Below are 20403 nucleotides of genomic sequence, written 5' to 3'. Positions count from 1 at the left end.
AGTTATTTGTTTTCTAGCCCACATCATCCATTTACTTAAAGACTATTAATTAACGCCAAATAAAATTGACTACTTTTTGCACTGGGTATATTTTGGATACAAAATCCATTTTTGATTTCGGTCATTAAAATCCTTCAATCTCTTTGAAAAGGTAGCGAATTATGAGCAAGGACGTGTTTGATGTAAGTGTGTTCAATGGCATCATGCCGGCGTTGATGACGCCATGTAAGGCCGATCGTACGCCCGATTTCGGTAACTTGGTGAAGAAGGGCAAGGAAATGATGGCGGCGGGGATGTCCGCGGTGGTCTATTGCGGTTCCATGGGGGATTGGCCTTTGCTGACCGATGCAGAACGCATGGAAGGCGTGGAGCGCTTGGTCGAAGCAGGCATTCCTGTGGTGGTGGGCACAGGGGCGATTAATACCAAGTCGGCGGTGGCGTTGGCGGCGCACGCCGAGAAAGTCGGTGCGGCTGGCCTGATGGTGATTCCTCGTGTGTTGTCTCGCGGTTCCGTCATTGCCGCACAGAAGAATCATTTCAAGGCGATTCTCTCCGCTGCCCCTTCTATACCCGCCATTATCTACAATAGCCCTGTGTATGGTTTTGAAACCCGAGCGGATTTGTTTTTCACGCTGCGAGCGGAACACAAAAATCTGGTGGGCTTTAAAGAGTTTGGCAGTAAAGAAGCCCTGCGCTATGCGGCAGAAAACATCACTTCACAAGACGACAGTGTGTTACTCATGGTTGGCGTCGATACCGCGGTTTTCCATGGCTTCGTCAATTGTGGCGCAGTCGGTGCGATCACAGGCATAGGCACAGCATTACCAAAAGAGGTACTTTTGCTGGCGAATTTGTCACGCAAAGCGGCCGCCGGCAACGCCGAAGCGCGAGTACGAGCAAAAGAATTAGAAGAAGCCTTTAGCGTATTAGCTAGCTTTGATGAAGGGCCAGAATTAGTGCTTTTCTTCAAATATTTGTTGGTGTTGAATGGGGAAGAGGAATACCGCTTACATTTCAATGAAACGGACGAATTGAACGATGCCCAACGCCATTACTGCGAACAACAATATGCCTTGTTCAAGGCGTGGTTTGCCGATTGGTCTAAACAAGGTGGAGTGATTACAGAATGCAGGTAACACAATGATAGTTGTTGTCGATAGCCATACGGAAGGCGAACCAACCCGCGTCGTATTAGAAGGTGGCCCTGATCTTGGATCTGGGCCTTTAGCTGAACGAGCCAAACGCCTTGCGACAGAACATAAAGACTTCTATCGCTCATTAGTGGTGGAACCCTACGGGCAAGAAGCCATGGTTGGCGCATTATTGGTCGAGCCAACAAATCCTGAGTGTGTGACTGGAGTGATTTACTTTGATGCTGCAGCGGTAATTGGCATGTGCGGTCACGGCACCATTGGTCTTGCGGCGACCCTCGCTCACATCGGCAAGATAGGAGTGGGCACCCACAAGATAGAAACGCCTGTGGGGATAGTCGAAGTTACTTTGACTGACAGCAATACTGTTACGGTGCAAAACATCGACAGTTACCGCTTCAAAAAAGGCGTTACTCTGAATGTAGAAGGCGTCGGTACGGTTGTCGGTGATATTGCTTACGGTGGCAATTGGTTCTTTATTGTTGATGACAGCCCAACGCCCGTCTTACCCAGTAACATTCGAACACTGACCGATGTTGGTATCAAGGTACGAGAAAACATTTATGCCAATGGTATTGAAGGAGAAAACGGTGGCATTATCGATCACATTGTTTTCTATGGACCTGCACTAACAGACAAAGGACACAGTCGTAATTTCGTTTTGTGCCCAGACGATGCTTATGACCGCTCGCCTTGTGGCACAGGCAGTTCAGCTCGCTTATCCTGTTTAGCAGCGGATCAGCGCCTCGCTCCTGGCGAAGAAATCTACCAAGAAAGCACCATCGGCAGCGGCTATACATTGAGCTATCAGTTTTCCACATCCGCCAACGCGCCTGCTGGCGCTATCGTGCCGTCAATCACTGGGCAAGCGTTTGTCACCAGAGAGGCCAAGATGATGACAAACACTGCGGATCCGCTTCGCCACGGCGTGTCCCTATGAAAGATCAACACGATGTCATCGTCATTGGTGCAGGCATCATTGGAATAAGTACGGCGCTTAAACTGCAGCAGCAAGGCAAACAAGTCCTTGTGTTAGACAGTAAAGGCGTCGCAGCTGAAACGTCTTCGGGCAATGCAGGTGCCTTTGCCTTTGCCGATGTGATTCCTCTCGCCACGCCTGGCATTATGCGCAAAGCGCCAAAATGGTTGATCGACCCACTTGGCCCATTGTCGTTGCGTCCTGCATATGCGTTAAAAATACTGCCTTGGATGCTGCGTTTTTGGCGAGCCAGCTGGAAAGACAAATACCAGGCCGCTTTGGCGGCACAATCCAGTTTAATGGATTTTTCAAAAGCTGCGCTGGAGCGTCAAATCGATGCAGTTAATGGCGAAGCCATGATTCGTCGCGAAGGGCAGTTACAACTATACGAAGGCCAAGATGAGTTCAACGCCAGCCTTGCCGGTTGGCAAACTCGCCAAGAACACGGCGTGGTTTATGAATTACTACTCAATCCAGAGGCCATTGCCAAAATTCAGCCAGGCATTCATCCGAGATTTACCCATGCCGCGTTTACACCAGAATGGAAAAATGTCGTCGACCCTAAAATTTGGACAGATCATTTGGCCAATGAGTTTGAAAAACTAGGTGGTAAAATTGCCATTTCAGAGGTTCACGCTATTGATTTAAAAGGGGATTCTGTCAGATTGAAATGCGATTCGGCAGATTATGAAGCCAGCCAAATCGTACTGGCAGCAGGCGCTTGGTCAAAAGCTTTAGCCCAGTCTATTGGTGACAGTTTGCCACTGGATACCGAGCGAGGGTACAACACAACCTTGCCTGCTGGTGCATTTGATTTAAAAACCCACATCACTTTTAGCAATCATGGTTTTGTGGTCACCAAGGCGGGCGGTGGCATACGGGTTGGCGGCGCCGTCGAATTAGGTGGCTTGTCTTTAGCGCCAAACTTTAAGCGCTCCGAAACCTTGCTCAATAAAGCCGCTCAGTTTTTACCGGATCTGAATATTGAAAATGGCAAACAATGGATGGGCTTTCGGCCCTCTATGCCAGACAGCTTGCCAGTCATCAGTTACTCCAGCCAATCTAAGCGGGTGATTTATGCATTCGGACATGGTCATTTAGGCTTAACGCAATCCGCAGGCACTGCAGAATTGGTCGCAGAGCTGATACATCATCAGCCTTCAAGTATTCCGCTTGAAGCCTATTCAGTTCTGCGTTTTAAGTGATTTTAGACGCATTTCATTGAATCTTGGGAGATAACATGAGCGACAACATTACTCTTAGCTTAAACCAAGTACGTGAACTCAGTGAATCTGTGCTCACCAGTAATGGCTTTAATGCAGAACACGCCAGTGCGATTACTGACATTATTTACACCAACCAGCTTGGTGATTGCCATTCCCATGGTTTGTATCGATTGTTTATGTGTGTTGAAAGCATTCGATCTGGTCGTGCCAGTGGCACCGCCGAGCCAACTATTAGCGATGTGGGTCCCGCTGTTGTTCGCGCCGATGCTAACGATGCCGTTTCGCTGCTGGCGATGAAGGCAGCAATGCCTTTATTAATAGAAAAGGCGAAGAAGAATGGCGTCGCCGCTCTAGCGATAAATCGTTGCTTTCATTTTTCAGCGCTGTGGCCAGAAGTTGAAATGCTGTCGGCGGCAGGCCTTGCAGGCATGGCCATGTTGCCAAGCCATGCATGGGTCGCCCCTGCTGGCGGCAAACGGGGCTTGCTAGGCACCAATCCTTTTGCTTTCAGTTGGCCACGACATGGTAAAGCGCCATTTACCTTTGATTTTGCCACCAGCCAATTCGCTCGCGGTGAAATTGAGCTGTACCGACGCGCTGGAAAACAGCTTCCAGAAGGCGTGGCGATAGACAGTGAAGGCAATCCAACGACAGACGCAGAAGCCGCCATGAATGGCGCTATGCTGACTTTCGGCGGGCACAAAGGCTCTGCGTTATCCTTGATGATTGAATTAATGGCGGGGCCACTGATCGATGATCTAACCAGCAAAGAAAGTATGGAAGTCGCAGGCGGTAAGCCAGAAGCGCCGTATCACGGTGAAATCATTCTTGCGTTTGACCCTAATATGCTCAGCGGCGGCCGTGCCGTTGACAACAATGATCGCGCAGAGCGACTGTTTGCCGATGTGATTGACCAAGGAGCACGTCTTCCATCACAACGACGCCAAGCAGCTCAAATGTTCAATCTAGAACGTAACGAGCTGGAGATTCCACGGGCGCTTTACGAGGACTTGTTAAAGCTAAAGAAAGGATGAGCAGAATAGGGCAAAGTACGGTTACTGAGCCCTAGTTTGTTTAACGAATTCTATTACTTGGTTTTTGGTGTTGACCAGATGACGACGAAGTTGCTCTGTCGCCCCAAGCACATCACCTTGGCGTGCTAAGTCCAATAACTCATGATGATCATGGCTGGCGCTTTCACGTTTATTTTGCTTATCAATGTGCATGCTGACATAACGGTTAGCCTGCAAAGTCACTCGAACTAATAACGCTTCCGTTAAATGACGGCCGGCCGCTTCATACAGTTTAGCGTGATACTGTCCATTAAGTGGTCCCCATTCGGCGACGTTACCCGCTTGATAGGAAGCATCCATGGCTTCTAGCAATACCTCGCACTCAACCACCTGTTGCGCTGTCATGTTTGGAATCGCTCGCTGAAACAAATCGACTTCCAGTAAAATACGCACATCAAAAATTTCAGCAATTTCTTCCAGAGAATGCTGAGTCACAGTCGCGCCACGATTATTCTGAAAAACCACTAGCCCTTCAGCATCAAGACGCTTTAAGGCCTCACGAATCGGCATACGCGATACATCGTATTCTTCTGCTAATAATTCCTGACGAATCAACTCACCTTCAGCAAGGTCGCCAGACAAGATTCGCTGACGTAAATCCGCCGTAATAACATCGGGTAAGCTCTGACGAACAACCGCTCTTTTTTGCGCCAATCTACTACTCCTTCGCGAGCTGAATCTTCGGAATCAACAGTGTGGGATATTGGCTTATTATACGCAAAAGCGCCGCTAACGTGAGGTTAGCAGCGCTTTATTAGCGTATTAATTGCGTCATTTAAGACTGCTCGATACGATTAAAACGTAAGGTTGCCTGTCACGCTGTAGGTACGACCCAAGGCTGGGTAACGACCTACAGGGCTGGTATCAACGCCGCGGAAGTAGTATTCCTTGTCAAATACGTTGTTTACCGCCACATCAATACTCAACTTAGTATTACCTTGTTCATAAAGATCTTTGCTTACATTTAGATTCCACACCGTGTAGGAAGGTATTTTACCTAAGGAGCCACTCGCGTTTTCCTCTGTGGTGTTATCCGAATCCGAGAAAGCATCACTGTAGTAGTAACCAGACACCGTAGATTGGTAACCTGCTAGGTTATAACTCGCATCCCAAGAAATCTGATGCTTAGAAGCATCAACAAGATTATTACCTTTGTTTTCGCCTTCTTCATAAGTGGCATCTAAGTAAGTATAAGCCAGCCCTAAACTCAAGTCAGGCAAGGATTCTGGACCATAGCGTCCAGATAATTCAACACCTTGATGGAGCGTTTTTCCTGCGTTTTCAAAGGTTTGATCGGCGGCAATCCATTGCAACTGATCCTTGTAGTCAATGCGATATAACGCGGCGTTAAAAGAATTTCTTCCATGGGTATATCGAGCGCCCACTTCATAATTCCATGACAATTCGCCATCTTTGTTACCATCACCACGAATAGAAGAAATCTGCGGTGCACGCAGCGATTTCTGTGCATTGGCGTAAGACACCCAATCGTTCGTCAAATTGTATGCAACGTTCAACCCTGGCAAAGCTTCGTTAATCTGGTTGCTTCGCAGTTCATTTTTGCCTATGTCTTGATAATTCATATGAACAGATTCAAACCGCAACCCAGGTGTTACTTTCAAGCGGTTATTCATCAGACCAATTTCATCACTCACATAAACGGCAACCGCATCCGTATCCAGTTTCCAATCACGTGGCACCGTTACCGCTCCTGTCGAAATAGAGGTCTGACGTAATTGATAATCTATGTCTTCGTTCACATAACGCATACCCACAATAAGGTTTTGCGTCACGCTCTCAGATGAGCCAAATGCCACCGACAATTTAGGCTCCACACCAAATACATTAAACTCACGAGGCGAGTTACGGATGTCTGTGGAAGCAAATCGTGGATCAGACCAAGCAATACCAGAGGTTCCATTGAACCCCCAAACAAAGTTACGAGTATCACGATGACCAAAAGTCAACACCTCGAATTGCGCGGCATTTCCCCAGTCCAAGTCTTGTAAGAACTTCAGATGCCAACGAGTTGCGCTGGCTTCATAATTATCATTAGTTCGCTGAGACTGCGTTCTGTCTACTTTATAAGCTTGTGGCGATAGCGCTCCGGGCATTTCGGTATCGGCATCATAACGCTGCACAAAGGCTTGTAGCTCTTGAGAGTCACTGATCAACCAATCGGTTTTAATTTGGAAATTCTGGATATCGGTATCTGAGTGATCACGAGAACTGTCACCATTTTGAGTATTGGCTTCAATCTGTATAGCAAAGTCATCGTTTACCCAGCCGCCCGTGCGCAAATACAAGTTATTCAATGTATTGCTACTGTGTTCAAATCCAGTGATTCGATTGCTGATCTGTGACTCCCAATCCTTAGGAATTGGCTTAGTCACCAAGTTGATCACACCGCCAACGTTATTTGGGCCATATTGAACCGCAGCACCACCGCGAACCACATCGATACGTTCTAAAGATGACAAGGTCGCAGGGAAAACAGACTGTCCTGTGTGACCATAAGGTGCGAGTGTTAACGGCACCCCATCCATTAGAAACTGCGCTTGTCCACTACGGCTTGCACTCAAACCTCGAACAGAAACGTTTGGTAATACACCCGTTCCCGTTTCATCTTGTACTTTTACACCTGGCACTTGTTGCAAAGCATCATCAATGGACTTAGCCGCGGTTTTGGTCATCTGTTCAGCAGAAATAACGGTTCGACTACCTGCGTATTCTTTGACATCTGATTCTTTCGATTCACCAATTACGCTTGCGTTAACAGTGAGTGCTTTTAGCTCTGTCGCTTCGCTGGCGGCTTGAGCAGATAAGCCAAACATCATAGAGCAGGCCAAAATGGAATAGCGGAATACAGTGGTGCTTACTGAACATTTTTCTTGAATAGACATAGAGCAAGTTCTTCCTTAACAACAAAATAATAAGACTTGGCGATCAAAGTTCGTAGCTGTAGCTGACCATGAATTCTGCTGGAGAACCGTAGCCAATTGAGTTGATACCGGAGGTGCCATCAGTTGAACCTAGGTAATACTTTTCATCAAAAATGTTGTAAGCATTAAATTGCACTCGATGTTTACCGGTTTGATATGACGCCATGGCGTTCACTGTGGTGTAGTCGCCTAGGTCAACAGCTTCGTTATTGCCAGCGTAGCGATCTCCCACGTATTTCACGCTGCCACCAAAGCGCCACGCATCGTTGAGTTGATAAGTCGTACCAAGGGAAATGAGTTGATCAGACACATCGTTTGGTTTTTTACCTGTATCTCGATCTTCTGCATCTAGGTAGGTGTAACTAGCCGTTGCGCTTAATTGCTTCGTTAATTGTCCACGAGCTTCAAGTTCAAGCCCTCGGTGACGTTCTTGGCTTTTGTTTACAATAAAGCCATTTGTGTCAGTTTGAGGTTGCTCTTGATCTATCTGGAACACGGCCGCGTTCAACATTAGGGCGTCATCAAGCAAGTAGGCTTTAACACCGACTTCTTTTAATTTCGTAGAGTAGAATTCGGCAAGCGTGGGGTTTATAAAACTACCGCCATACGGCAGCTGCCAAGATTTAGCAAAAGTGGTATAGGCCGACATATTGTCCGTAAGGCGATAAGCAGCTCCTATACGGTAACTGGTTTTATCATCGTTATTTGTCGACTCTAAACCGGTTGAAATGATTTTTTGATCCAGTTCCATGTGATCTTGACGAACATTCCCGGAGAATGACCAATCACCCAATGTAATAATATCTTGAATATACAAACCTACAGTTTTAGTCGTATTTTCTCGAAAGGCAGGAAAACCAGGACTCGTAACATTATCAGCAATAGGGTTATCAATACTTTTTGCAGGAAGAGCTTGGCTTCTTAGGTTCAAATCAATGTCTATTTGATTGTAATCAGCACCAAACAATATTTGCTGATTGCCCACATCCCATTTTAATTCTGACTGCAGCGTCACTGTAGTACGTGGGTCATAGCCAAAATCATTCACGGTTTGAGCCACTGTATTAGCGCCCGTGACCGCTGCTGTCGTTTGGCGAGTACCTTGCTGTTCCAAAGTCACCCTTGTAAAAGCAACACGGTTATTCCATGTGATATCAGGACCAAACTGCAATTCGTCATCTATAGCGACTCGAATACTGTCTGATTCTTGAAAATCGTTTTTACTGCCAAAAAAGGTGCTGCGAGGCACATCAACAGGCTTCCCATCCTTAGACGGTACACCACGATAAGGCACCAAGTTTTGGTGCATTATTTCAATATCTAGATTGACCGTATGATCATCCGATGGCTGAAATTGAAATGTCGGAGCAATAAAATAATCGTCTGACTCCACATGATCGACAAAAGAGTTTGCACGACGCACTTCCACATTCAAACGACCATTAATAGTGTCAGTTAATTTAGCCGATGTATCGATTGAGCCTTTGAGCTTATCGTTACTGCCGTAGCTGGTAGATAAACGCGTAAATTCATCGCCATTTGCACGCTTTGTCACTAGGTTAATAATACCGCCAGCGGATCCTCTTCCATACAAAGCGCCAGCAGGGCCTTTGACTATTTCAACTTGTTCTACGTTTGCCAAGCTGCGATAAGACTGCAAATTGCCATCGTCTCTTAATCCATCACGATAAATATCACGAATTGCATCAAAGCCACGAATTACAAATTGGTCACGGCTACCTTCACCCAATGTATTGTTGACACCTGCGACGCCATCCAGAGCGTCCACCAGCTTTACAGCCCCTCGATCCTTTATTTCTGTATCGGTCACAACAGATACAGATTGTGGAACATCCAACCATTCAGCATCAGATTTACTGCCAGAAGTGGGTAACTCCTGAGCATAGCCCTTGTAGCCTTCAACCGTTAGAGAGATCACTTTATCAGGATCTCCATTATTCGTTTTTACTTCCTCCGCAAAGGAAGAAAAAGACGCTAAAGACACAGCAAGCGCCAAAGGCGTTAGAAGAAAATTTTTTATTCTCATTTTGAAATTTCCACAGCATTAGGACAAGAGGATGAAACATTTTGAGAATGAGAACACATATCATTTATATTTACAATCGGAAATGACGCGTTGCATTTTGTGCAACAGGCTTCAAAAAACGAGAGTCGAATCAGGGAAATATGAAGAGATGCCCATGGATGACATAAGGTTAAGAAAAAGAGGCTAGTTGAGAGGCAGTTAGTTTATAGCTTCTATTTCTTAAGGAGAGAGGATTCTATCAAGGTCTTTCGCTATCCCTTCTGCGGCCATCATGCCGCGGTTCAAAGACCATAGCTCTGGCGAAACTTTGATGGCTTGCTGCTTCTTAACCGCGGACAACAACTGAAATAAAGGCACACTGCGCCAGTCATCCAATACCGTTTTATCGCCATAAGTTCCTATCAAAAGCCAGTCAGGATTCACCTGCAACAAAAACTCCAAACTTGCTGGAATATAGGGCGTGTCTAATTGGTTTTTGATCGGGCTGGGAAAACCTAGTGCCGTTAACACACTACCAGCGTAAGAATTAGGGCCGTGTAACCACATGCCACGTGAGCTTACGATAGCAAACTGAACACTCCCTAGGTTTTCCTTTTGTTCCAAGGTTTTTCTATATTTCGCCATCGTTGCTCTGTGCTGCTGAATTCTTTGCTGCATTTGTGTGTTTTTATTCACAATAATGCCAATTTTCGCCGCCGCTTCTAGGTTTTCTTCATAGGTTTCACCTCGGCTTTTCAGCAACAATGTTGGGGCAATGCGGGACAAACTATCGTAGGCTGCAGCATGGCGTTCAAAATCCGCAATAATAAGGTCTGGGTGTAAATCAGCGATATTTTCCATGTTTGGTTGCGAACGCATGCCTAATGACGTCCATGGTCTTAGCTTAGCTTTCACCTCAGGCAGTAGGATATTCGGGTTGTTATCGTCGGCGATACCAACAGAAGAGATACCAACAACCGCAAGCGCATCGACAAAGGACAACTCTAAAACAACGATACGTTTAGGTTCAGACGCTAGAGTAAAAGTACCATTTTCATCTTGAATGCTTGGGTATGCCCAAGCGGCCAATGACATAACAAGTGAGGTGACGCAGATAATCAGGTGACGGTACAACATAGTTAAAGCTCTTTTTTTAGATACGGGCATGATATTTCAAAAGAGAATGACTATCAATTTCGTTTTTTTGGTTAGCTCTTTTTTACCGCTCTCAAAGGCTTTATCTATTCTTCCTCTGTAAACTTTCTATCCCCTAGCGCCTAATGTTTGAAAGACATCAAACATTGAATTGATAGCTTCTCATTTTTCAAACTCTGGCCATTGCCTACTATCGATAAACATTGACAGTGCGGCACTGTGACGCGCACTCACCATCCTCCGCAATATAGTCTGGAGTGTTTTATGACAGCAATACTATCTCAGCCTTCTCTACTCAAAAGTCACTCGTACATTGGTGGCGAATGGGTAGCTGCCAAATCTGGCAAGACCTTCGCTATTACCAATCCAGCCAACGGTGATCATATTATCGATGTTGCGGATTTAGGCGCTGAAGAAACCACACTTGCTGTTGAAGCAGCCGAAAAAGCACAGAAAGAATGGCAGGGCCGCACGGCGAAAGAGCGTGCAACCTTATTACGTCGTTGGAACCAGCTAATTTTAGACAACCAAGACGATTTAGCGACCTTGATGACCTTGGAACAAGGCAAACCATTTGCGGAAGCGAAGGGCGAAGTCGGTTATGGCGCGTCTTTTATTGATTGGTTTGCTGACGAAGCTCGTCGCCTGAACGGCGATGTGATTCCAACCTTCGCCAAAGACAAGCGTATTTTGACCATCAAACAACCGATTGGTGTTGTCGCAGCCATTACGCCTTGGAACTTCCCAATCGCCATGATCACTCGTAAAGCGGGCCCTGCACTTGCTGCGGGCTGTGCGATTGTTATTAAACCTTCTGACGAAACGCCTTTATGCGCCTTGGCATTAGCAGAATTAGCGCATCAGGCAGGTATCCCAGCGGGCGTTTTGAACGTGGTGGTTGGTAAAGACGCAAAAGCCATTGGCGGCGTATTAACAGGCCACCCAACGGTGCGTAAGTTGTCTTTCACTGGTTCTACACCAGTCGGTAAATTGTTGCTTTCTCAGTGCGCGCAAACGGTGAAACGTACATCGATGGAATTAGGCGGCAACGCACCTTTCATCGTATTTGATGATGCAGACCTAGACGCTGCAGTCGAAGGCGCGATCGCTTCTAAATATCGTAACGCCGGTCAAACCTGTGTTTGTGCAAACCGCATCTTGGTACAAGAAGGTGTGTACGATGCCTTCGCAGAGAAACTAGCCAAACGTGTTGCAACGTTTAAAACTGGCGATGGTTTTGCTGAAGGCGTCAATATTGGCCCTCTGATTAACCCAGCTGCGATCAGTAAAGTAGAACAGCTTGTTGGTGATGCGATAGCAAAAGGTGCGAAAGCGCTAATCGGTGGTTCAAAAGCCACAGCCGCTGGCGCGCAGTTCTTTGAGCCAACTATTTTGACAGGTGTAACGGAAGAGATGGACATTTTCTCTAACGAAATTTTTGGTCCAGTTGCGCCATTGTTTCAGTTTAAAACCGAAGACGAAGCCGTTGCCATGGCAAACAATACCCCATTTGGCTTGGCATCTTACTTCTATTCCCAAAATATCGCTCGTATCTGGCGTGTATCTGAAGCCTTGGAATACGGCATGGTGGGCATCAACGAAGGCATTATTTCCAGTGAAGTCGCGCCATTCGGCGGTGTAAAAGAGTCAGGCAGTGGCCGTGAAGGTTCTCAGTACGGCATCGACGAATACGTTGAAATCAAATACTTGTGCATGGGCGGCTTGGCGTAAGGCTTTACCTTACTCAACCACTCTTATCGTTAACTATTTTAGGCGGTGTTATCGCCGCTTCATGTACATAGAGCTTGCTCTAAAAGGTGAAAGACAATATGAACAATGCAGATCTACAAAAACGCAAAGAAAGTGCTATTGCTCGTGGGCAAGGCAACATGGCGCCAGTTTACGTTGACCGTGCTTTAAATGCTGAAATCTGGGACGTGGAAGGCAAGCGTCACATCGATTTTGGTGCCGGAATCGCCGTGGTCAACACAGGCCATAACCATCCAAAAGTAAAGGCAGCGGTTCAAGCACAACTTGAGCGCTTCACTCACACTTGTGTGATGGTTAGTCCATACGAATCAGCGGTAGCATTGGCTGAGAAGCTAAACGCAGCGGCACCAGGCAACACTCCGAAAAAATCTATCTTCGTTACAACGGGTGCCGAAGCCGTAGAAAACTGTGTCAAAATCGCTCGTGCCTATACAGGCCGTCCGGGCATTATCGCTTTCAACGGTGGCTTCCACGGTCGTACGAACATGACCATGGGTCTGACAGGTAAAGTAAACCCTTACAAAATTGGCTTTGGCCCTTTCCCAAGCGATATTTTCCATATCCCTTACCCAAATGATTACTTGGGCATTACCGAAGAGCAAGCACTTGCTGACCTTCAAATGCGCTTCACTTGCGACATTGAACCTTCTCGCGTTGCTGCAATCATCATCGAGCCAGTACAAGGCGAGGGTGGTTTCTATATAGCGTCTGCAAGCTTCCTACAGAAACTACGTAAGCTATGTGACGATCACGGCATTCTATTGATTCTTGATGAGATCCAAGCAGGCTTCGCGCGCACTGGCACTATGTTCTGCCACGAACAAGCAGGCATTGAAGCGGATCTTATGACAGCGGCTAAAGGCATTGCTGGCGGTTTCCCTATCGCAGCGGTCGTTGGTAAAGCTGACATTATGGACGCACCGATTCCTGGCGGCTTAGGCGGCACTTACGGTGGTTCTCCAGTAGGTTGTGCGGCGGGCCTTGCGGTATTCGACGTGATCGAAGAAGAGAAGCTGTGTGACCGCGCAGTACAAGTAGGCGCTCACTTCGTTGAACACTTAAATGCGATGCAAGCTGAATACCCACAGGTCATTGGCGAAGTACGTAATGCCGGCGCGATGATCGCAGTGGAGTTTGTTCATGATGGCGATGTGAACAAACCTTACCCTGAACTTGCTAAAAAGCTATCTGCAAAAGCCGCGGAAAATGGTCTAGTTCTACTTTCTTGCGGTATTCGCGGCAACGTTATTCGCTTCTTACCTGCTTTGACCATCGAGATGGACATCATCGACGAAGGCATGGAAATCTTTAAACGCTGCTTTAAAGAGCTTGTTTGATTTAACCTTTCTAAGGTAAAAAGCATCAACTACCCCTTGCAAGAATGATTCTTGCTGCAAGCCACCGTGGTAACACAGTGGCTTTTTTATGCCGGCTTTTTACATCAATACATTTCCTATGCGAAATCCACTCTCATTAGAAAACCTGAGAGATTACCGAGAATCTTTGGATCGCGTATCACGATGCTCTGTGTAGGGCGGAAGTCCCATATCTCGACGCAAATAAGCGGGGAGATGACTCGCGAGCATCATTTGCTTTCTCGCTATTCGTTTGGCTTTTTGCACTTCATATCTACTCTTTATCCATATATAGCTTGCTACAGCTTTCTGATTCAACCACAACAATAACGTCCACATATTCACACCTCCTGTCGATAAGGACTTTATTGTGTCGCCAAAAAGAGTTAAAAACGAATGCTATATTCTTACATATAATATTAGAAAAACTTATGGATTCTATTTTGGATACTCGCTTATGAGCAATCGTGTTACTCACCTCAAAGCAGCACATTACTTTTCGGTAGCAAGCCAAACCTTGAGTTACACCAAGGCGGCACAGCAGTTGCACGTATCACAGGCCGCAGTGAGTCAGCAAATTCGTTTGTTAGAAGAATATCTGGGGGTTCCGCTGTTTTATCGCTCTGGACGAGACATGCGGCTCACTAGCCAAGGGGCTGAACTCGCCGCCCACCTGACCCAAGGGTTTGATTTTATTAGCAAAGGACTAGATAGCGTCAAACTGGAACCTGTTGAGGGAACATTACTGGTTTCAGGGTTACAAAGCTTTGTGTCTTTATGGTTAATGCCAAAGTTGTGGCGCTTCTCGGATCGTCAAAAAGACATCACAGTAAAACTATTCTCATCTGACGAGAGCAGGGACATACACAATGGCAATATAGACCTAGGCATTGATGATAGTCAGCATTGGATTGGTGACAGAGATGACACAGTGAAGCGAACGCTCATATCGTCTGACATTATTCCCGTTTGCTCCCCATCACTAGCTAAAAGAATTGGCTTATTTCAACCGACCGACTTATTAAAGTGCTGGATGATTCAAGTGGACGATGCCGTCTATCAATGGCGTACTTGGTTTGAAGAACAGGCGATTTGCCCCATTCGCAGCAAAAGTATTCTTTGGGCAGAAGTAAACTCTTGGTATATGGGAATTAGCGCAGTAAAGGCCGGACATGGCGTCTTTTTATGTCCGAAGTTTATGGTTCAAGAAGAACTTGATAAGGGAACGCTCGTCCAAGCCTACCCAAAAGCATTGAATGAAAAGATCGAGTTTTACGCTTACTACGCCAAAAACTCGCCAAGAAGAGCTCGAATTGAAGCCTTTGTAGAGTGGATGAAAGAAGAAAGTCTCGGGCAGAATAATCGAGCAACGAAAATAGAACCTCACCAGCCACTGCCATGGCCATAAAAAAAGGCGCTTCCAGAGGACCAGAAGCGCCTTAACAGGCCAAAGTTAGCCTAAAAAAGAAGGTAACCAAAGTGAAATTGCAGGGACGTAAGAAACCAGTAGAAGGACGACAAGGTTACAGAGTAAGAATGGCCAGATGGCTCTTACGACAGCCGTCATTGGTAGCTCGCTGATTCCCGCCGCAACAAACAAACACACCCCTACAGGAGGCGTTGTTAAGCCAATAATCAGATTAAGCACCGCCATCACACCAAAGTGAATTGGATCCATACCAATGCCTTCAGCCACTTTTAGCAAAGTAGGGAAGAGGATAATCAATGCCGCGATGGTTTCCATGAACCCACCAACAACCAATAACACGATGTTGATGATTAAAATCACCACCAATGGGTTCTCACTGATGCTAAAAATAGCACTCGCCAGCATCTGTGGGATTTGCTCGCTGGTAAGAATCCAGCCAAATAAGTTTGCCATCCCAACCAATAACAGCAAGCTGGTAGAGCTTAAAACCGTATCCACTAAGAGCTTGGGAAGATTCTTCCAAGTCAGGCCTTTATAGACAAACATGCCGACAACAAAGGCATAAAGGCTGGCCATAATAGAGGCTTCAGTTGGCGTAAAGAGTCCACCAATAATCCCGTATAGGATAATAAAGGTCATCAACAGTGCCCAAAACGCACCTTTACCAACAATATAAATTTCTTTTAATGTGGCACGCTTCTCACGTGGGTATTGACGCTTCACGGCAATAATATACGCCGTTACCATCATCGCTAAACCCAACATGATACCGGGGACGACACCCGCTAAAAACATTTTACCAACAGAAATACCGCTTAATGACCCCACAATAATCATGGGAACACTAGGTGGAATAATAGGCCCAATCGTCGATGAAGCAGCCGTTACCGCTGCAGCAAAGGGTTTGTCGTAACCACTTCTTGCCATACCGGGAATCATCACGGCACCAATACTCGCCGTATCAGCGACGGCCGTACCGGAAATACCACCAAAGATCATCGAGCCGCCAACATTAGCCAGTCCAAGGCCGCCACGAATATGGCCTAACAAGGCATTACTGAACCGAATAATGTAATCCGTAATATTACCGACGTTCATTAAATTACCGGCCAGAATAAAGCCAGGAATACACAGCAAGACAAAGGAATCCATACCGGCATATAGGCGCTGAGGCACGATGGTTAACGGAATCCCCGCCATAGTTAAATACGTTAGCGATGCAATGCCCAAGCAAAAAACGATTGGCACGCCCACGAACAGCAATAAAAAGAATACGAGAAACAGTAAAATGACTTCCATTATGAAGCTACCCCTTGGTCATCACGTTCGAGCAGAACAAGCAGCACACTCATAAAGCTATAAAATGCCGTTAACGCGAAGAAAAAAGTCACTGATAAGAATGCCCAGTACATAGGAACTTCTAAAGCAGGAGAGGTCTGCCAGCGACCTATTTGAGCGTATTTGATGGCATAAGGCAGGATATAAATCGCAAAACTACCAGCCAAAAGGTGACAGAAAATCTGATAAAACTTTGTCCAAAATCGATTCAAAGCGCCTTGAAACAACTCTAGGCGTACATGACGGTTATGACTGATCACCAATCCAGAACCCATCACGACAAGATAAATAAACAAATATCGAGACAGTTCCTCTGTCCAAATAGGAGAGCTAGGTAACAAGAAGCGTGAGACGACTTGCAAAATAACCACGGCAGCAATCGCCAATAAGGCCGATACCGCCAACACTGAAAAGACCCAATTAACGATGCGTAGCAACCATTGGATACTTGCTTCCAGCTTGCTCACAAAGTCTCTTGGGTTATTAGTTTGAGATGAGATACTCATCGCACTTATCTCCAAAGTGGCCTATTTTCGCTGTTAGAAGCGAAAATAGGCGTCTTAAACGGATGTAGATCTGGATCTGTTACTAGAGATTTAGATCTTGTTATAAAGCTCAAGCTGTTCAGGCGTCAAAGCTTCTTGTACTGCTTTTTGTGCTGCGGCCTTGAATGCTTGAAGATCAGGTTGCACAAACTCCATTCCACGAGCTTCTAGAGTAGAACGCAATTGCGCTTCATCCGCGGCAAACATGCCATGCTCATAAGACTGCATTTGTTTACCAGCATCCAAAACAATGGCGCGTAAATCAGCAGGCATGCTGTTTAGTTTGCTTTGACCAATCACCACATAAATCCAACTACGCACATGACCAGTCAAGTTCACATATTTCTGAACTTCGTAGAAACTCGCGCTATTAATCAAGCTAAGCGGATTTTCCTGTCCATCAATCGTATTCTGTTGAAGGGCTGTGAACACCTCACTAAATGCCATAGGGATTGGTTTAGCGCCTAGCGTCTGCCACGTTTTTACAAACAGAGGCACGTTAGGAACACGTAATTTCAAGCCATCTAGATCACTAGGGGATTGAATTTTACGGTTAGAGGTTAAGTGACGAGGTCCGCGCTCAAACCACGCAATAGGCTTTAGCCCAGTACGCTCAGTAATTTGATCCGTAATTTCTTTACCAACTTCACCATTAACGGCTTTTTGCAGCTGTTCAGAGCTAGTAAAGGCATAAGGAACCGCCATCAGTGCCGCTTTTGGTGCCCAGTTTTGTAGCGATTCACCCGTGATGGTCATATCCGCTGTACCAAGCTGAATGCTGTTGATCACATCCATTTCTTTGCCTAATTGTTCATTAGGGTAAAGCTTCACGTCGATACGGCCATTCGATTTTGTTTCGGCTACTTCTTTGAATTTCAAAGCGGCTTTGTGCCAAATATTCTCTTCATTCGCTGGGTAGCCAAACTTCAAAGTAACATCAGCTGCCTGAGCTAAGCCAGTCAACAAAATTGAAGACATAACGGCGACTTTTAACATTGGTTTAATCATGGGGAACTCCGTTTTTATTTTTAGATTTATATTATTGGTTTATCAATTACTTACTCATCTCAACAAGCACTTTACGAGTAAGTTCTGGGTGGTTTTCCATTAACTGAATACCATCGCCAATGTCGTTTAAAGCGATTCGATGACTGATTAAAGCCAAAGGATCCAAACGGCCTGACGAAATCATTTCAAGCACTTGAGGAAAACGGCGGTTATTAAGGCGAGAACCCACTATTGTCAGCTCTTTCTTAATCACTTCAATTTGCGCAAGATCGCTTGGCGTAGAGGTAAAGCCTAACAAACCAACACGTCCAGCAGGGCAGGCGATACGTAAAATTTCAGGTAAAAGAGCAGGAATACAAGCGGCATCGGCAATCAAAGGTACACCTTCGCCATTAGTCCATTCTTGGATACAGTCTTCAACTTTATTTACCCGACTATTGATCACGTCCGTTGCCCCAAGCGCTTTGGCTGTTTCTAAGCGCTCATCAACAATATCAGTAACAATGATGCGTTCGATGCCCATGGCTTTCGCCACTTGCACGATAGTCAATCCAATGACTCCCGCGCCATACACCAACAAGGTGTCGCCAGGGATAGGTTCCATGCGAGATAAAACATTGGTGGCAATGGAATAAGGCTCAACTAAGGCTGCTTGCTCAAGCGTGACATTGTCAGGAAGCACTAAAACGTTGCTTGCAGGCGCGCTGGTGAATTCGCCAAAGCCGCCATTACGGTGTACACCAAACACTTGTAGATTCGCACAGACGTTAAAGCGTCCTGCACGGCAGGCATAACATTCGCCACAACTAATAACAGGATCAACACAGACTTTATCGCCAACATTAACGTGCGTGACGCCTTCACCAACGGCTGCTACAACACCTGAAAACTCATGCCCTGTAATGCGAGGAAATTGCACGAAAGGGTTTTGCCCATGAATGATGTGAAGATCAGAGCCACAAATTCCGGCAAAGGCGGTTTTAATCAATACTTCACCCGCTTCAGCAACAGGCTGTTTGGTATCGATCAAGGCATAGTCATTTACATTTGCTACTTGAAACGCTTTCATAATTTTCTACCAATTCCACAAGGTGCCATCTTCAAGGCGATTAACCGGAAGATAAGCAGGTTTATAGGGATATTTCGCCGCAAGCTCTTCATCAATGTCGACACCATGGCCAGGTACGTCACCCGGCGTGAAGAAGCCATCGTTAAACTCATACGCATGAGGGAACACAAGATCCGTTTCCTTGGTATGCGGCATGTGTTCTTGAATGCCAAAGTTCGGCACCCAGGTATCAAAGTGCAATGCTGCGCCCATACAAATAGGGGAAAGGTCCGTCGCACCATGGAAACCCGTTTTAACATGAAAGATAGACGCGAAATCGGCAATGCGCCGTACATTCGTTATGCCACCAGCATGGGTAATTGTCGCTCGGATATAGTCGATGAGCTGGTTTTGAATCAACTCTTGGCAATCAGACAAGCTATTGAAGACTTCGCCAATCGCAAGCGGCGTTGTCGTATGTTTGCGAATTAATTCATAAGAAGACTGATTTTCAACAGGCGTACAATCTTCTAGCCAAAATAAGTGAAATTTCTCAACTTCTTTACCTAAACGCGCAGCTTGGATTGGTGTAAGGCGATGATGTACATCGTGCAGTATATGCAAGTCTTCACCGAACTCTTTGCGAACAGCAGCAAATAGCTCAGGTACATGATTAAGGTACTTTTCCGTCGACCAAACATTCTCAGAAGGTAGAGCAGAGTCTGCAGGCTCATAAGGTTTGCCCGCTTCTTTAGAAACACCGTAGGTCGTTGGTATGCCTGGTATGCCACATTGCACTCGAACCGCTTTGTAGCCTAGTTCAACATGCTTGCGAACTTCTTCTAGGCAGGAATCAATATCTAATCCAGTGGCATGACCATAAACCATCACTTTTTCACGGCTTTTTCCGCCAAGTAATTGGTACAAAGGCATACCAGCGAGTTTGGCTTTAATATCCCACAAAGCAACATCAACAGCGGCAATCGCCGTCATACCAACTGGACCTCGACGCCAATAAGCACCACGGTACAAGTACTGCCAAATGTCTTCTATTCGCTGTGGGTCTTTGCCAATTAGGGTAGGGATAACGTGGTCTTCAAGGTAAGAAACAACAGACTTTTCACGACCATTAAGCGTCGCATCGCCAATGCCATAAACACCTTCGTCTGTTTCTATTTTTAATGTGACTAGGTTGCGACCAGGACAGGTCACTATTACTTTTGCTGATCGAATTTTCATAAACTACGATACCTAATTATTTTTTTTGGTATGCCAAATACCTATTATTTTCTCAAAATAGCTGAAAATTTCGCGTCTAACAAGTAAAAACAGCAAAATTGGCATACCAAATTGTAATT

16 protein-coding genes are annotated in these 20403 nt (G+C 45.9%); 7 read left to right on the top strand and 9 right to left on the bottom strand.

Going from position 1 to position 20403, the window contains the following annotated elements; translation table 11 throughout:
* Positions 1 to 161 precede the first annotated feature (161 nt).
* The 4 genes from AC2A4J_RS01065 to AC2A4J_RS01050 are packed head-to-tail and all read left to right on the top strand — an operon-like array spanning position 162 to position 4390.
* Positions 162 to 1136 (top strand): dihydrodipicolinate synthase family protein, encoded by a 975-nt coding sequence (locus tag AC2A4J_RS01065; protein WP_484174559.1) that lies wholly within the window; start codon positions 162 to 164, stop codon positions 1134 to 1136.
* A gap of 4 nt (positions 1137 to 1140) precedes the next feature.
* Complete coding sequence (locus AC2A4J_RS01060; RefSeq protein WP_484174558.1) at positions 1141 to 2091, top strand: 4-hydroxyproline epimerase; 951 nt, start codon at positions 1141 to 1143, stop codon at positions 2089 to 2091.
* On the top strand, positions 2088 to 3335 hold the full coding sequence (locus AC2A4J_RS01055) for an NAD(P)/FAD-dependent oxidoreductase (protein ID WP_484174557.1): 1248 nt from the start codon (positions 2088 to 2090) through the stop codon (positions 3333 to 3335). Before AC2A4J_RS01060 ends, AC2A4J_RS01055 begins: the two co-directional genes overlap by 4 nt.
* A 35-nt stretch (positions 3336 to 3370) precedes the next feature.
* A complete protein-coding gene (locus AC2A4J_RS01050) occupies positions 3371 to 4390 on the top strand; it encodes an Ldh family oxidoreductase (RefSeq protein ID WP_484174556.1) in 1020 nt (339 codons plus the stop codon).
* A 21-nt stretch (positions 4391 to 4411) separates the two neighbouring features.
* On the opposite strand, the gene AC2A4J_RS01045 is transcribed toward AC2A4J_RS01050, so the two are convergent.
* The 4 genes from AC2A4J_RS01045 to AC2A4J_RS01030 form a co-directional block, all read right to left on the bottom strand.
* Positions 4412 to 5083, bottom strand: a complete 672-nt coding sequence (locus AC2A4J_RS01045) for a GntR family transcriptional regulator (protein ID WP_255827345.1) — start codon at positions 5081 to 5083, stop codon at positions 4412 to 4414.
* A gap of 140 nt (positions 5084 to 5223) precedes the next feature.
* The gene (locus AC2A4J_RS01040; protein ID WP_484174555.1) at positions 5224 to 7332 is read right to left on the bottom strand and encodes a TonB-dependent receptor family protein; all 2109 of its coding nucleotides are present in this window, start codon (positions 7330 to 7332) and stop codon (positions 5224 to 5226) included.
* A 43-nt stretch (positions 7333 to 7375) separates the two neighbouring features.
* On the bottom strand, positions 7376 to 9418 hold the full coding sequence (locus tag AC2A4J_RS01035; RefSeq protein WP_484174554.1) for a TonB-dependent receptor: 2043 nt from the start codon (positions 9416 to 9418) through the stop codon (positions 7376 to 7378).
* Positions 9419 to 9637: 219 nt separating this feature from the next.
* Entirely contained in the window at positions 9638 to 10534 is an 897-nt protein-coding gene (locus tag AC2A4J_RS01030; RefSeq protein WP_484174553.1) for a Fe(3+) dicitrate ABC transporter substrate-binding protein, read from the bottom strand.
* 282 nt (positions 10535 to 10816) lie between these two features.
* On the opposite strand from AC2A4J_RS01030, the gene AC2A4J_RS01025 reads away from it, so the two are divergent.
* The 3 genes from AC2A4J_RS01025 to AC2A4J_RS01015 all read left to right on the top strand — a co-directional run bounded on the left by AC2A4J_RS01025 (position 10817) and on the right by AC2A4J_RS01015 (position 15085).
* Complete coding sequence (locus AC2A4J_RS01025) at positions 10817 to 12283, top strand: NAD-dependent succinate-semialdehyde dehydrogenase (protein WP_484174552.1); 1467 nt, start codon at positions 10817 to 10819, stop codon at positions 12281 to 12283.
* Positions 12284 to 12381: 98 nt separating this feature from the next.
* The gene (gene gabT / locus AC2A4J_RS01020) at positions 12382 to 13659 is read left to right on the top strand and encodes a 4-aminobutyrate--2-oxoglutarate transaminase (RefSeq protein WP_484174551.1); all 1278 of its coding nucleotides are present in this window, start codon (positions 12382 to 12384) and stop codon (positions 13657 to 13659) included.
* Positions 13660 to 14134: 475 nt separating this feature from the next.
* Positions 14135 to 15085, top strand: coding sequence for a LysR substrate-binding domain-containing protein (locus tag AC2A4J_RS01015; protein ID WP_484174550.1), 951 nt, complete (start codon positions 14135 to 14137; stop codon positions 15083 to 15085).
* Between the two features lie 45 nt (positions 15086 to 15130).
* On the opposite strand, the gene AC2A4J_RS01010 is transcribed toward AC2A4J_RS01015, so the two are convergent.
* The 5 genes from AC2A4J_RS01010 to manD form a co-directional block, all read right to left on the bottom strand.
* Entirely contained in the window at positions 15131 to 16405 is a 1275-nt protein-coding gene (locus tag AC2A4J_RS01010; protein ID WP_255827338.1) for a TRAP transporter large permease, read from the bottom strand.
* Entirely contained in the window at positions 16405 to 16950 is a 546-nt protein-coding gene (locus AC2A4J_RS01005; RefSeq protein ID WP_484174549.1) for a TRAP transporter small permease, read from the bottom strand. The genes AC2A4J_RS01010 and AC2A4J_RS01005 overlap by 1 nt, the downstream gene beginning before the upstream one ends.
* Positions 16951 to 17040: 90 nt before the next feature.
* Positions 17041 to 17997: a TRAP transporter substrate-binding protein gene (locus tag AC2A4J_RS01000; RefSeq protein WP_484174548.1), complete on the bottom strand. Its 957-nt coding sequence runs from the start codon at positions 17995 to 17997 to the stop codon at positions 17041 to 17043.
* 46 nt (positions 17998 to 18043) lie between these two features.
* Positions 18044 to 19066 carry a Zn-dependent oxidoreductase gene (locus AC2A4J_RS00995; protein ID WP_484174547.1) on the bottom strand — a complete coding sequence of 341 codons (1023 nt, stop codon included), beginning with the start codon at positions 19064 to 19066 and terminating at the stop codon, positions 18044 to 18046.
* A gap of 6 nt (positions 19067 to 19072) precedes the next feature.
* A complete protein-coding gene (gene manD / locus AC2A4J_RS00990) occupies positions 19073 to 20284 on the bottom strand; it encodes a D-mannonate dehydratase ManD (protein WP_484174546.1) in 1212 nt (403 codons plus the stop codon).
* Between the last annotated feature and the right edge of the window lie 119 nt (positions 20285 to 20403).

The sequence above is a fragment of the Marinomonas sp. ATLA20 genome (assembly GCF_057180105.1).
Note: the sequence above shows the minus strand (reverse complement) of the source record. Positions and strands in the feature narration are given on the sequence as shown.

Coding starts and splice junctions, on each gene's coding strand:
- AC2A4J_RS01065 (WP_484174559.1), top strand. CDS start 162: ATGAGCAAGGACGTGTTTGATGTAAGTGTGTTCAATGGCATCATGCCG.
- AC2A4J_RS01060 (WP_484174558.1), top strand. CDS start 1,141: ATGATAGTTGTTGTCGATAGCCATACGGAAGGCGAACCAACCCGCGTC.
- AC2A4J_RS01055 (WP_484174557.1), top strand. CDS start 2,088: ATGAAAGATCAACACGATGTCATCGTCATTGGTGCAGGCATCATTGGA.
- AC2A4J_RS01050 (WP_484174556.1), top strand. CDS start 3,371: ATGAGCGACAACATTACTCTTAGCTTAAACCAAGTACGTGAACTCAGT.
- AC2A4J_RS01040 (WP_484174555.1), bottom strand. CDS start 7,332: ATGTCTATTCAAGAAAAATGTTCAGTAAGCACCACTGTATTCCGCTAT.
- AC2A4J_RS01035 (WP_484174554.1), bottom strand. CDS start 9,418: ATGAGAATAAAAAATTTTCTTCTAACGCCTTTGGCGCTTGCTGTGTCT.
- AC2A4J_RS01030 (WP_484174553.1), bottom strand. CDS start 10,534: ATGTTGTACCGTCACCTGATTATCTGCGTCACCTCACTTGTTATGTCA.
- AC2A4J_RS01025 (WP_484174552.1), top strand. CDS start 10,817: ATGACAGCAATACTATCTCAGCCTTCTCTACTCAAAAGTCACTCGTAC.
- gabT (WP_484174551.1), top strand. CDS start 12,382: ATGAACAATGCAGATCTACAAAAACGCAAAGAAAGTGCTATTGCTCGT.
- AC2A4J_RS01015 (WP_484174550.1), top strand. CDS start 14,135: ATGAGCAATCGTGTTACTCACCTCAAAGCAGCACATTACTTTTCGGTA.
- AC2A4J_RS01010 (WP_255827338.1), bottom strand. CDS start 16,405: ATGGAAGTCATTTTACTGTTTCTCGTATTCTTTTTATTGCTGTTCGTG.
- AC2A4J_RS01005 (WP_484174549.1), bottom strand. CDS start 16,950: ATGAGTATCTCATCTCAAACTAATAACCCAAGAGACTTTGTGAGCAAG.
- AC2A4J_RS01000 (WP_484174548.1), bottom strand. CDS start 17,997: ATGATTAAACCAATGTTAAAAGTCGCCGTTATGTCTTCAATTTTGTTG.
- AC2A4J_RS00995 (WP_484174547.1), bottom strand. CDS start 19,066: ATGAAAGCGTTTCAAGTAGCAAATGTAAATGACTATGCCTTGATCGAT.
- manD (WP_484174546.1), bottom strand. CDS start 20,284: ATGAAAATTCGATCAGCAAAAGTAATAGTGACCTGTCCTGGTCGCAAC.